Raw genomic sequence first — 12213 nt, 5'->3', positions numbered from 1 at the left:
TTCTTTTTCTAGGGATTCGGGAATTTTTGTCCAATCGATTAATTGGTGAACTTCGGGAAAGAAGAAGTATAAAAACGCTTCAAAATACTCGGTTAATGCTTCTTTCCAGGGTTCATCATAATTGGCGGTTGTTGGGTTCATGGCAAGTCGCTACCAATTGGAAAGTTAGGCACTCATCTAAATCTATTATTCCCCATAAATATCATCAATGCTACTTGTCGTCACAAAACTTCCCATTAGAGCAACCTATAGTCATTTCAATTAAGATTGAGAATATCAATCCCAGAGTTCCTAAGGATTTTGTCGGTCTAGACTGTATCATACTTATCTGAAATGACTATAGGTCATCGTTTTCAGACTTAATCGACAAATAGTGCCAATTCAAAGTAGTATCTGGAATTTTCTAGTTAACCTTTTAGGGAGTCTCATTGCTTACACTTATCATCCTATTAAGCCTTCTCTGGATTTAGAGGTAAAAGACTTCCCTGCTCTACCTTCTGCCCTTTTTTAACTTCATAGAACTCACATTTTCTCCCTGTCAGCTTTCACCGACATTCAGCAAAACCTAGGTAAAAAAATTAATTTTTTCAATCAACAATCTCGAATTCTATTGACTGCTCTTGGGCAAAATTATAGGTAAAATGATCGATAATATTAGTATCGCTCAATTCGAGATTATAAAAATTGATCTCTGGTTGATCAAAAAGTGGGCCAGCGTGCCAAGTTCCCACCTCTAATTTAATAAAACAGTCCCCGGGGATGCGAAAAACCTTTAATTTTTCTAAATCTGGTTGAGGATGAGGACTAGGGGGGGCCACTCCTAAAAACCACTCTTGTCCCCCCAAAGAACCAAGACATTGGGTACATTGACTATGACGAGTAATTCGCTTAAATTTACGTCCGCGAGTCTGTAAACGCATAATATAAAAACGTGGCACACCATTTTTTAAATGCAGTTGTGCATCGCTTTCATCAAACAGTTTCCCGTCATGGCCAGGGGTTATTAATTGACCGTAGGGACGGAAACTCTCGGCGGTAATTAGTTGCGCTGCCAGGGGACGAACGGTAATCGAATTACTCATAAAAATTACTGCTGACTAACAGTTATAGCTGTACCATCTCGGAGAGAAAGAATATTATTAACAGCAATTCTTTCCCCGGCATTTACTCCAGAAATAACCTGATAAGCTTGCCCTTGAATCGTGCCGACTTGAATGGGTTTTTGTCTAACCACTAAACGCTCCTTGGCATTTTCTTGACCTTCTTTAGCCTTTTCTTTTTCGGCCACAAAAACAAAATTTTGCGCCCCGATGCTAGTCACTGCCGTGGTGGGAACTAATACCCCCGGTTTTTGATCCCAAATTAACCGCGCCCGCACATATTGGTTATTGCGAAGACTGCCATCATTAGTAAAGGCAAATTTCACTAAAACCGATTGGGTAGCTTGGGAAACGGTGGGGGAAATAAAAGTTACTTGACCGCGAACCCCCGGGCTGCCATCGGGATTAATAATTTCCACGGGCAACCCGACGCGCAGACGCGGTTGTAATTCCACGGGAATCTGCACATTTAGTTCCAAAGTTTTATTGTTAGTTAACGAGGTTAATTCTTCACCCAGGGAGATAATATCGCCGACTTTTCTTTGATTAAAATCGCCGACAAAACCATCAATCGGGGCGGTAATGGTGTTAAAAACTAAATTCTGACGCGTCGCCCCTAATTGTCCCTCAGCGCTGGCTACTGCCGCTTGACGACTGTTCACTGTTGCCGCCGCCGCCGCCACCTGTTGCCCTGAGGCTAATTCGTTTTGAATAGCGATATTTAATGCTTCTTTGTTTGCCTGTAGGGTAGCTCTAGCCGCCGTCACCTGTTGACGGGCCGCATCACGATTTTGAGACCGGGCTTCTACTTCTGCCTTGGCGGCCTGAATGTCGCGGCGGCGATCATCTAAGTCCTGTTGGGGCTGTGCGCCTTGTTTAACCAGAAATTCGGCTCTTGTTAGGTTTTTTTCCGCCAAATCTAAATTAGCTCTCGCTCTCTGTAAATCGGCTTCGGCGGCGCTCAAGGTGGCGATCTGACTTTTAACATTGGCTTCAGCATTGGCCACATTTGCCCGATTCTGGGCAATTTGGGCTTTATTTGCCCTCGCTTGCGCTTGTCTTTGCCTTAAATCCGCCTCAGACGCATTCAGGTTCGCTTTGGCCGAATTTACCTGGCCGATGCCGGCGTTTACCTGTTGCTGTTGTTGTTCGGGATCCAATTCGGCGATTTTTTGTCCCTGAGTTACCTGATCGCCAGATTTAACGAAAATAGAGCGAATCCGACCAGTAATCTGAGGAGAGACGCTAACACGCTGTTGGGCGATCAAAGTACCGACAAATTCGCTACTTTGCACTAATTTGTCGGTGCCGAGGGTTTGCAGTTTGACGGGAACAGCCGCCGGTCCGGTGGCCTGGGGGCCCTGGGGGGCGCAACCGGTGACAATTAGGGAAACGGCGATCGACGAACCGATCGCTCTCGATACGTTAACGGATCGTTTAATCATTGTTAAATTTAGGGAGTTTTGGCAGAAAAAGTGCTAGTAAATCGGAAAAAAAGGGAAGGTGAGGAGAGAAGCTTTTCCTTAAATTTTACTCTACAGAATTGATCGCCGTGATTATTAAACCTCTGGCATAATTAATTTTTGAGGGTTCAAAAACGGCAAAAATAAGGATTAAATTGCATAAAATCCGTAAATAGACTATTTAATTGATTATTGTTCATTCTTAATTCTCCTGACTACTGACTACTGACTACTGACTACTGACTCCTAACCCTAACAACAATTTTTGATTTTTACAAGAGGTCTATTGTTTGCTTTGCCCTAAGCTAACAATATTACAGGTGACTAATCTTTGGGCGAGGGTGGTGTATTCTAGACGACCACCGGCGATCTGATATTCGTCCCGGGGCGCCGGCAGATGACCGACGGGAGCATTGAGGGTATAGTTAAGATTTTCTTTAAAAATAATCCAATCACCATCTTTACGCCAACCGATGCGATCGCCAAAAGTTTGAAAATTTTCGATCGCCACTAAGCGCCCCGGTCGATTACCTGTCTCGATAAAAATACGAAATTGGGTACTGAAACTAAAACGACCCCCGGAAGCTTCTTTCCAGAGTTGATCCATCTTTTGCAGATCCCAACAGGCCAATTTTTGCAGGTCTTCCATGGTAAACCAGCCCTGTAATTCCCGTCCGGTCGCTTTCAGCATTAAATTACGGGTTTCATCGTTAGCTTGTCGCCAATTTTGTTGAGCGAGGAAATTTTTCAGGCGAGTGTAATTAATGCCCGTGGTCGGTGATACCATTTCCCCAGAGGTGGCAGTCTGGGCAACGATCGCCGGCAAGGGATTGAGAAATAAAGCGATCGCGAGAGTGACCTGACACAAGGAAAAATTAATTCTCATAAACCCTATTTATTAACTTGATGCAAAGAAATCCTACAATAGCATAGACGAAATTTGCCGTTTTTACCGCCTCCTCAACTCCTATGGCTTTCACTTGGATCCGACACCACATTTTGGGATTGCAAGACTGGCAACCGGAAGAATACCAAACCCTGCTACAAACGGCCTCTAGTTTTCGTGAAGTTCTTTCCCGACGTACCAAGAAAGTGCCGGCCCTACAAGGTCAAGTGGTGACAAATCTTTTTTTTGAACCTTCCACCCGCACCCGTAGTAGTTTTGAACTAGCGGCGAAACGTCTTTCGGCCGATGTTCTTAATTTTGCCCCGGGTAGTTCCAGTTTGACTAAGGGGGAAACGATTCTCGATACCGCTTTAACCTATGTGGCCATGGGTACGGATATTTTTGTTATCCGACATCAACAGTCGGGGGTTCCCGATTTAATTGCCGCAGAAATGGATCGTTTGCAGTCGGGGGTCAGTATTCTTAATGCTGGGGACGGTCAACACGAACACCCCTCCCAGGGACTTTTAGACCTGTTTACGATCTGTTGTCTGTTAGATGAGGAAAATCCCCGTTTAGAACTGTTAGAGGGCAAAAAAATCGCTATTGTCGGGGATATACTCCATTCTCGTGTGGCTCGTTCCAATATCTGGAGTTTAACCACGGCAGGGGCGGAAGTACATTTGTCCGCACCCCCTACCCTACTGCCGAAATATTTTGGGGAATTGTGCGATCGCCTATTTCTCCACTGGGATTTAGAACCAGCTTTAGAAAAGGCCGATTTTGTGATGACCCTGCGACTGCAAAAAGAACGAATGACTGCCAATCTTTTGCCCAGTTTACGCGAATATCATCAAAGTTTTGGCATTACTCGTCCTCGTTTGCAATCCTGTCAACCAGGGGTGAAAGTACTTCATCCAGGTCCTGTGAATCGGGGAGTGGAAATTAGTTCCGATTTGATGGACGATCCCGATTTTAGTCTGATTTCCCAACAAGTTACCAGTGGTGTTGCTGTTAGAATGGCTTTGTTATACCTCATTGGTAATCTTCGCGGCGACCGGTAAAAGCTTCTCAGGGATTTGCTCTTTTAGTCTGGTTTCATTGAAACAATCCTAAAGTTTTTGTCAAGGTAAATATCATACTTTCTTCCTCCCTCACACACAGCATCTTCTGCTTCAAACTGGTTAGTCTCAACATCAAATTTCATCTCTTTAGGATTCCTACAGCCCTGTTTTAGCAAAGCATCGGTCAACTGCGATTTTTCTTCCGGGGTCAAAGCTCGATAATCACTGCTATTAGCTTGACCTGCATAGATTGACATTCCTATAATACTAAGGGATAGTAAGCTTATGATCGATTTGGTCTTCATTTTTTCAACTTCCTGAATACAATAAAAACATCATTCAAGGGGTTTTAAACCCAAATTTTCGGTAATTAGTTCGGCACGATTACCGATCAACTATATCTTAGGGGAAGCATACTTGGATGGCAATAAGTATAAATACTCAAGCTATTCCTAGGGCTTTTCTAGAAACTTTGACCGATACCGAATTCCGTTCTCAAGGGACTAGATATGGCGACCTACTCCTCTCTTTTTTAACTAGGGTTGGCTGAATAAATCTAAAAACCTGGTTGGATAATATCTTTAGGCTTTTTTGAAATCAAAAAGTGCGATCATCAACCCCAGAAGCCTTACAGAATGAGGGTTTGAACAGAGCGCTCGCCTCGAAGCACAAACCACATTGATTATACCTCATATTTGAGAAAAACGCTGAAATTAACCAAGCGACAAAAGATAAAGATTCGGATTAAGTTAATTGAGAACTATTATTATAATTCTCTCAGAATATGCTGGAATGCTTTTCTATATCTCACCGAAAAGTAAAACCCTTGTTCTTGCAGTGAATTTCCGGAATTATCGACAGAAACTAACGGAATCCCGTAATCTAAACGAACAGTTAAACCATTAGCCACTAACCAGCGTAAACCTAATCCTATCCCTCCTAAAGTAGCAGGATCGGGATCAGGAAGTAAATTATTTCATCCAGTCCCCCCCTCAACAAATGAGGTAATTTGGGTTCTTCCGAACTTACCATATAAAATCAACTAGCAAAATGCCAATTTAATAAACATCTAAGACTAAAGTTTTTAAAGTTTCTAAATCCATAGCCTCTCCTTTTAATCACCTTCAGTTTATTGTTAATTCCTTCCACTGTTCCCTGGGTTGTTCGGTTATCAAAATAGGCAGTTATTTCGTCAATCCAGCGACGAATTGTCTGGCAGCTTTTAGGAAAGTAAGCCATCGCCTTTTTTATCCAATCGCTCAAGGCAAATAATCCCTCATTCCCCTCCGTATTTTTCTCAAATACTTCTCTAAATTACTCTTTTAATTTGTGCATTTCCCCAAGTTTTGGAGACACTTTATATACTTCTTCCAATATTGCATCGCAAGTTTATGTCGGTCAAACTGTATCTGTTACCCCTTCTTTTGTCTGCATAGTGGGTAATCAAAATACGGATTATGAGGTAGATTTTCGCTTATTTGAATTTAATGAGCAAGGAAAAATTAAACAAAGGAGAGAAACGTTAAGATTTCAACAAAAAGGAGGAATTCATAACTTTTCTTTTCCCAGTAATCAAACCCCTTTAGAAGTGGGTAAAAAGTATTTATGGCAAGTCGCTATTCGTCAAAGTCCTGACGTTTGGATGATTCAACGAGCAGAATTCCGAGTGGTTGAAATACCCATTCATTTAAGTCAACCACCAATTCAAAAAACTGAACAAGCAGAACGCTATGCCGAAAATGGGTTATGGTATGATGCTTTAATGACGAGCTTATCTTCAACCCATCAAGGAGAATTAAACCCTCAAGTTTCCAATTTTATTAAATCTCTTGTAGAATCTGAACATTTAGATCCATCTGAAGGGGTTGATGCCAAAATTATTACTCGACGAAATAACACTTTAATAAAACTGGCAGAATATTACAAATAGGCTTAATTTTTGTTGCAATCCTATGAGTAAGGGTATAATTAAACTAAGAAATCAACATTTTCAGCTAAAGCCATGCAATTAGCCTTAGAACAAATTATCGTCAATCCCGGTCAACAGTTACTTTTAAAAGAGCTTAACTGGCAAAAATTTGAGACAATATTATCAGAATTAGGAGAAAGTCGTGCTTCTCGGTTATCCTACAGTAACGGAATATTAGAAATTATGGTACCTTTACCCGAACATGAAAAAGATAAAGAAATCATTAGTTATATGGTTCAGTTTTTGTTAGAAGCACTCAATATTGATTTTGAACCGTTAGGATCAACAACATTTAAAAACGAGCGGATGAATCAAGCGGTTGAACCTGATGCCTGTTTTTATATTAAAAACTATCAAGCCGTTATTGGCAAAAATAGACTTAATTTAGAAAGTGATCCCCCCCCCGATTTAGTCCTAGAAATTGATATTACTTCCCGTACTTATTTAGATAATTATCGACAGTTAGGTGTTCCCGAACTGTGGCGTTATACTCAAAGTGGCCTACAGATTAATTTATTACAAGAAGGAGAATATATTGAGTCTTTAAGCAGTCCCAATTTTCCTCAGATCCCGATTATTGAATTAATTAATCAATTTGTTAAACAAAGTCAACAAGTGGGGAGAAGTGAAGCCATCAGAAACTTTAAAAATTGGCTGACGGAAAATATAGATAATAGTTGAAAAATCCTAACATTTTCGAATAAGATAAATTCGTCCGTCGAGAGTTGTATAAACCCCTTGCGGTTCAATGATCAGTTTATTACTAGAATCTAGTTCACAAAAATAGATTAGATCATTGTTTTGAGCAGGGAATTTTTTAACCTCAGTGGGTGTGGATAAATCAGACAGGACAGAGGTTACAGCCGTTGGTGCTAGTTCTGAAAGTACCATGGTTATTCATTCCTCGTAGTTCGATTTTTACTTTGATGATTAATCAATTCACCGAGGCCGATTAAAATTCTAGAAACTAGCAGAATGAGAGCCTCTTGATTAAGAAAATATCCCGTAGAGGCTGTTAAAAAGTTACTGTTTTTTTGTCAGTTAAATTTTGTTAAGATAATGCCCAAAAACTACAATTTATGGTAGGAAAAGAGGTAAGTCGAAACCGAGTTTGATTTTTGCTTACTCTAAATCAGAAAGGGCATTGGGCAAGATTAGCTAACTATCCCTTTTTTGCCTCTTCCAGGTCATGATAATGCTGATAAGCGCCGATTTCGGGGTTAAAGGGGGCGATTTCTTCAGTTACAGTTAATCCCAAACCTTCTAACATTGCTTGTAGGACAGAATCGGGGGCCAGACGCAGATAATCGGGGTTAATTTCTAGGGCTACATGACGATTACCGAGGTGATAGGCCGCTTTGAGGAGTAAATCGGTTGAAGGGGCGGTAATAGTGATAACTGGTTCTGGTTTAGCAATTATTTGAATAATTTCGCCGTTTTCCCCCCGCAGGAAATCGCGGTCCTGTAGAATTGTGCCGCGGGGTAAACGAAAACAGAGGGAAAAACCTTCGGGACTGTCGAGACGATAACGGCTGCGGGTGCGTTCTTCGGCCGTGAGTAGAAGGCTAAAAAGTACCGTTTCTGGGGGAGGTGGACTAGCGGTATGACGGGGGGGTAAGCGCTCGGTAAAAGTTAACATGATATTGGTCAATGGGAAAAAACATTCTTATTGTAGCCCTGACTCCAACTTGACCGGAAAAACTGAGGAACTTTTTCTATTTATTTTCCCGCTGCAGACGAATCATCTCATTTTGTACCCGTCGTCTCAAGTTATCATCGCTACGAACCCGATTAGTAATGGCGTTAAATTCAGTCGCATTCAGTCCACTGTCTTGGACAATCTTTTTTGAGTTATTACAATAATCGACGGCAATTTTTTGGGCATTAGCGGGAAGATTATTAAAGCTTTCCCGTTGGTTACAGGTAATTGCTGGGGGAATTTTGCCTAAAATTTGCGAAATTGCCTGATAAGCTTGTTTTCTTTGGGTTTCGATCAACAAAACTGCGGTCGCATAACGTTTAATTTGGTCAGCCGTAAAATCTTGAGTATAAGCGGAAGACCGGAAACTAACCACCGCCGTCGTCCAAGAAAATTCGGGAATCACACCGCCAAGAATGGCGATTACTGCCAAAAAAGTCACGATAAAAGAACGTCTTAAGCTTTGACCTAGATCGGCTAGGGGATAGCAGTAAATCACCATGCGAGTTTGTCGCTGAATAGATAATGATAGCAAACTTTCCAGTTAAATCCTGCTTTTTTGAATATTTTTAACGATCATAAGTTCCAATTCTAGCGAATATCTCCTGGGTCTGAACCTTAATTTTTGGGCAGAAATTGCTTTGGTAAACTTTTTTAACGTTTTTGGGGGCAAAATTAGTCAAACATCTGGGAGAGAACCGATGAACGATTTTTGGGAAGTTAGGATGCCTATCGCTTTTAGAGAATATTTATCGGCAATTTAGCTTGCTAATCTCTTTTTATTAGCTTATATCGCCGTAAATCTCTCGCTTATTCCCTTTTGTCTCTCCTCTTACCGGGGAATCGGGGGGAAATCTAGATAAATTAAAGGTTTCAGCGATTCCGATCGAGACAATTCCCGCTTAGAATAATGCAGTGGAATATATAGCCAATGAGGATTTGAGGCTTTATTTAGTGAACTCGATCCTGGCGAGTCCTCAACAGGGGAACCATAATAAACTACTGACAACCACCCTAAACTCAGAAAAACCGCAAAAAAAGGAGTTAGCGCATGAATAAAGGTGAATTAATCGATCAAATCGCTCTCAAAGCCTCTGTGACCAAAAAACAAGCAGATGCTGTTCTCACTGCCGCCATCGAAACCATTATCGATGCGGTTTCTGAGGGGGACAAAGTAACCCTAGTAGGATTCGGTTCCTTCGAGGCCCGGGAACGTCAGGCCCGGGAAGGACGCAACCCGAAAACCGGCGATAAGATGGAGATTCCAGCTACTCGCGTCCCGGCTTTCTCGGCGGGTAAACTGTTTAAAGACAGAGTGGCTCCGGATAAGGAATAATTACTGTTGAGTTTCGTTCGCTGTAAGTCTTTTGCCTAGACCTAAACATGGTGGTAATCTTGACTGGGCGGCCGCAATTGCTGGCTGTCCGGTTTCCTCTATTCTCGATTTTTCTGCCAGTATCAACCCCCTCGGTCCACCGGAAAGCGCACTAACCGCTATTAAAAGCCATTTAACCAGTCTGACTCGTTATCCTGACCCCGCGTATTGGCAGTTGCGTTCTGCCCTCGGTCAATGGCACAATATCGGACCAGATTGGATTCTCCCGGGCAATGGTACGGCTGAGTTATTAACCTGGGCTGGTCGGGAATTGGCCTCATTTGATAGTGTTTATGTACTAACACCTGCTTTTAACGATTACGAACGGGCCTTAAAAAGTTTTGGTGGAAAAATCTGCCAACATTCCCTAGATTTAACCAGTTTAAAGCCTGTTAATCCCGAAAAACAAGGCTTATTACTCAATAATCCCCACAATCCCACCGGGAAACTCTGGACGGTGGCGGCCATTCGTCCCTATCTATCGCAATTTGGTTTGGTGGTAGTGGATGAAGCTTTTATGGATTTTTTACCCCCGCCACAACAGGAGAGTTTAATATCTCTGTTGCCGGAATATCCCAATCTCTTGATTTTGCGTTCCCTAACTAAATTTTACAGTCTCCCCGGTTTGCGTCTAGGATACGTCCTCGCTCATCCCGATCGCCTGTTACAATGGCAAAGATGGCGCGATCCTTGGTCGGTGAATAACTTGGCTGTGGTTGCCGCTATTGCGGCAATTGAAGATAGGGATTTTCAACAACAAACGTGGGATTGGTTAACGGCAGCCCGCCAGGATTTATGGCAGGGATTAGCTAATTTTCCGCAATTACAGCCCCAAACCAGTGCCGCTAACTTCCTCTTAGTACAATCTCAATCTTCCTGTTTACCCCTACAGGAAGCTTTATTAAAATATCATCGAATTTTTATCCGCGATTGTCTCAGTTTCCCCGAATTGGGCAGCAATTATTTTCGGGTCGCTGTCCGTTTACCGGCAGAAAATCAACGATTATTATCGGCTTTAGAGAGTGTTTTAGCTGCGTCTGAGGATGTCAATGTCTGATATTAACCACAAAAAGGCTCCCGTCAACTAGACGGGAGCCGCTGCCATCGAACTAACCGAAATTAGTCGAGGTCAGGCATTGCCAATGCGGGTTCAGTCTCGCGGTCAATTCCTTTCTCGAAACCGGCGGCGGCGGCGCGAGCGCGTCCAGCGTGCCAGAGGTGTCCAATCAGGAAGAAGAAGGCGAGGGTGAAGTGAGAGGTAGCCAACCAAGCGCGAGGAGACACATAGTTAAACGAGTTAACGTCAGTGATAACCCCACCCACAGAGTTCAAGGAACCTAAAGGAGCGTGGGTCATGTATTCAGCCGCGCGGCGGACTTGCCAGGGTTGTACGTCATTTCTGATTTTGTCGAGGTCTAAACCGTTAGGACCGCGGAGGGGTTCTAACCAGGGACCGCGGAAATCCCAGAAACGCATGGTTTCACCACCGAAGATGATTTCGCCAGTGGGAGAGCGCATCAGGTACTTACCTAGACCGGTGGGGCCTTGGGCAGAAGCGACGTTAGCACCTAAGCGTTGGTCACGCACCAAGAAGGTGAAAGCTTGAGCTTGGGAAGCTTCCATACCGGTCGGACCGTAGAATTCACTGGGATAGGCGGTGTTGTTAAACCAAACGTAAACGGCGGCGATAAAGCCCATCATGGAAAGAGCGCCCAAGCTGTAGGACAGATAGGCTTCTCCAGACCAGATGAAAGCGCGACGCGCCCAGGCAAAAGGTTTGGTGAGAATGTGCCAGATACCGCCAGCGATACAGATTAAGCCAATCCAGATGTGACCGCCGATGATATCTTCCATGTTGTTGACGCTGATAATCCAGCCTTCACCACCGAAGGGAGCTTTGGTCAGATAACCAAAGATAACTGCGGGGTTGAGGGTAGGATTGGTGATGATGCGGACATCACCGCCACCAGGGGCCCAGGTATCATAGACACCGCCAAAGAACATGGCTTTAAATACCAACAACAGCGCACCACAACCCAAGAGAATCAGGTGATAACCGATGATGTTGGTCATTTGGTTTTTGTCTTTCCAGTCGTAACCGAAGAAATTAGAGTATTCCTCTAGGGTTTCCGGTCCGCGGATAGCGTGGTAGATACCACCAAAACCGAGTACAGCCGAAGAAATTAAGTGCAAAACACCAGCGACGAAGTAGGGGAAGGTATCGACTACTTCACCACCCGGACCGACCCCAAAACCGAGGGTAGCTAAGTGGGGAAGCAGGATTAAACCCTGTTCGTACATCGGTTTTTCGGGGATAAAGTGGGCGGTTTCAAACAGGGTCATCGCCCCGGCCCAGAAAACGATTAAACCGGCGTGGGCGACGTGGGCGCCGAGCAGTTTACCGGAGAGGTTGATAAGACGAGCGTTACCAGACCACCAAGCGAAGCCAGTGGAACTTTGGTCACGACCGGTAGCGGTAGGGATATTAGAGAGCGTTACCACGCGGGAGAACCTCCTCAGGGAAGATAAAGTTTTCGTGGGGTTGGTCTTGGGGAGCCATCCAAGCTCTCAGACCTTCGTTAAGCAGAATATTTTTAGTGTAGAAGGTTTCAAATTCTGGGTCTTCCGCCGCTCTCAATTCCTGAGAAACGAAGTCA

13 protein-coding genes and 1 pseudogene are annotated in these 12213 nt (G+C 43.5%); 5 read left to right on the top strand and 9 right to left on the bottom strand.

The features are described from left to right. Positions 1 to 587: 587 nt before the first annotated feature. The 3 genes from IM507_RS16840 to IM507_RS16830 form a co-directional block, all read right to left on the bottom strand. Positions 588 to 1082, bottom strand: coding sequence for an ureidoglycolate lyase (locus IM507_RS16840; RefSeq protein WP_002738430.1), 495 nt, complete (start codon positions 1080 to 1082; stop codon positions 588 to 590). A 5-nt stretch (positions 1083 to 1087) separates the two neighbouring features. After that, positions 1088 to 2545: an efflux RND transporter periplasmic adaptor subunit gene (locus IM507_RS16835; protein ID WP_002750991.1), complete on the bottom strand. Its 1458-nt coding sequence runs from the start codon at positions 2543 to 2545 to the stop codon at positions 1088 to 1090. Positions 2546 to 2846: 301 nt separating this feature from the next. Then, a complete protein-coding gene (locus IM507_RS16830; RefSeq protein ID WP_002739340.1) occupies positions 2847 to 3449 on the bottom strand; it encodes a GUN4 domain-containing protein in 603 nt (200 codons plus the stop codon). Between the two features lie 83 nt (positions 3450 to 3532). Here IM507_RS16830 and IM507_RS16825 point away from each other — a divergent pair, with 83 nt between their 5' ends. Continuing rightward, on the top strand, positions 3533 to 4513 hold the full coding sequence (locus IM507_RS16825) for an aspartate carbamoyltransferase catalytic subunit (RefSeq protein WP_002738968.1): 981 nt from the start codon (positions 3533 to 3535) through the stop codon (positions 4511 to 4513). Between the two features lie 23 nt (positions 4514 to 4536). Here the strand turns inward: IM507_RS16825 and IM507_RS16820 are convergent, their stop codons facing one another. Both IM507_RS16820 and IM507_RS16815 read right to left on the bottom strand, forming a co-directional pair. Continuing rightward, the gene (locus tag IM507_RS16820) at positions 4537 to 4818 is read right to left on the bottom strand and encodes a hypothetical protein (RefSeq protein ID WP_002790909.1); all 282 of its coding nucleotides are present in this window, start codon (positions 4816 to 4818) and stop codon (positions 4537 to 4539) included. A gap of 733 nt (positions 4819 to 5551) precedes the next feature. Beyond that, positions 5552 to 5887, bottom strand: a pseudogene (locus tag IM507_RS16815) (ISL3 family transposase); the annotation flags it as partial. On the opposite strand from IM507_RS16815, the gene IM507_RS16810 reads away from it, so the two are divergent. Continuing rightward, positions 5841 to 6443, top strand: coding sequence for a DUF928 domain-containing protein (locus IM507_RS16810; protein ID WP_199309477.1), 603 nt, complete (start codon positions 5841 to 5843; stop codon positions 6441 to 6443). The pseudogene IM507_RS16815 and the gene IM507_RS16810 sit on opposite strands and share 47 nt — an antisense overlap. 72 nt (positions 6444 to 6515) lie before the next feature. Next, complete coding sequence (locus IM507_RS16805; protein WP_002738484.1) at positions 6516 to 7163, top strand: Uma2 family endonuclease; 648 nt, start codon at positions 6516 to 6518, stop codon at positions 7161 to 7163. 481 nt (positions 7164 to 7644) lie between these two features. Here IM507_RS16805 and ureE read toward each other — a convergent pair whose 3' ends face one another. Beyond that, positions 7645 to 8121 (bottom strand): urease accessory protein UreE, encoded by a 477-nt coding sequence (gene ureE / locus IM507_RS16800; protein WP_002738434.1) that lies wholly within the window; start codon positions 8119 to 8121, stop codon positions 7645 to 7647. 76 nt (positions 8122 to 8197) lie between these two features. Further along, complete coding sequence (locus IM507_RS16795) at positions 8198 to 8683, bottom strand: DUF4168 domain-containing protein (protein WP_002738674.1); 486 nt, start codon at positions 8681 to 8683, stop codon at positions 8198 to 8200. Between the two features lie 549 nt (positions 8684 to 9232). Here IM507_RS16795 and IM507_RS16790 point away from each other — a divergent pair. Continuing rightward, entirely contained in the window at positions 9233 to 9517 is a 285-nt protein-coding gene (locus IM507_RS16790) for an HU family DNA-binding protein (RefSeq protein WP_002739253.1), read from the top strand. A gap of 31 nt (positions 9518 to 9548) precedes the next feature. Continuing rightward, positions 9549 to 10613 carry a threonine-phosphate decarboxylase CobD gene (gene cobD, locus IM507_RS16785; protein WP_002738701.1) on the top strand — a complete coding sequence of 355 codons (1065 nt, stop codon included), beginning with the start codon at positions 9549 to 9551 and terminating at the stop codon, positions 10611 to 10613. A gap of 62 nt (positions 10614 to 10675) precedes the next feature. Here cobD and psbC read toward each other — a convergent pair whose 3' ends face one another. Together psbC and IM507_RS16775 are read right to left on the bottom strand one after the other, a co-directional pair. Continuing rightward, a complete protein-coding gene (gene psbC, locus IM507_RS16780) occupies positions 10676 to 12058 on the bottom strand; it encodes a photosystem II reaction center protein CP43 (RefSeq protein ID WP_002739004.1) in 1383 nt (460 codons plus the stop codon). Further along, on the bottom strand, positions 12042 to 12213 hold a 172-nt coding region (locus IM507_RS16775), incomplete at its 5' end, for a photosystem II protein D2 (RefSeq protein ID WP_271931852.1). The genes IM507_RS16775 and psbC, both read right to left, overlap by 17 nt.

Origin of the sequence: Microcystis sp. M20BS1 (assembly GCF_020245305.1) — a bacterium.
GTDB classification, from domain to species: Bacteria; Cyanobacteriota; Cyanobacteriia; order Cyanobacteriales; family Microcystaceae; genus Microcystis; species Microcystis ichthyoblabe_A.
This window is presented reverse-complemented; position numbering and strand designations above follow the sequence as displayed.

What these genes read in the sequence shown, in the direction of transcription:
- IM507_RS16840 (WP_002738430.1), bottom strand. Translation starts at nt 1,082, where the DNA reads ATGAGTAATTCGATTACCGTTCGTCCCCTGGCAGCGCAACTAATTACC.
- IM507_RS16820 (WP_002790909.1), bottom strand. Translation starts at nt 4,818, where the DNA reads ATGAAGACCAAATCGATCATAAGCTTACTATCCCTTAGTATTATAGGA.
- IM507_RS16835 (WP_002750991.1), bottom strand. Translation starts at nt 2,545, where the DNA reads ATGATTAAACGATCCGTTAACGTATCGAGAGCGATCGGTTCGTCGATC.
- ureE (WP_002738434.1), bottom strand. Translation starts at nt 8,121, where the DNA reads ATGTTAACTTTTACCGAGCGCTTACCCCCCCGTCATACCGCTAGTCCA.
- IM507_RS16805 (WP_002738484.1), top strand. Translation starts at nt 6,516, where the DNA reads ATGCAATTAGCCTTAGAACAAATTATCGTCAATCCCGGTCAACAGTTA.
- IM507_RS16830 (WP_002739340.1), bottom strand. Translation starts at nt 3,449, where the DNA reads ATGAGAATTAATTTTTCCTTGTGTCAGGTCACTCTCGCGATCGCTTTA.
- IM507_RS16790 (WP_002739253.1), top strand. Translation starts at nt 9,233, where the DNA reads ATGAATAAAGGTGAATTAATCGATCAAATCGCTCTCAAAGCCTCTGTG.
- IM507_RS16795 (WP_002738674.1), bottom strand. Translation starts at nt 8,683, where the DNA reads ATGGTGATTTACTGCTATCCCCTAGCCGATCTAGGTCAAAGCTTAAGA.
- IM507_RS16825 (WP_002738968.1), top strand. Translation starts at nt 3,533, where the DNA reads ATGGCTTTCACTTGGATCCGACACCACATTTTGGGATTGCAAGACTGG.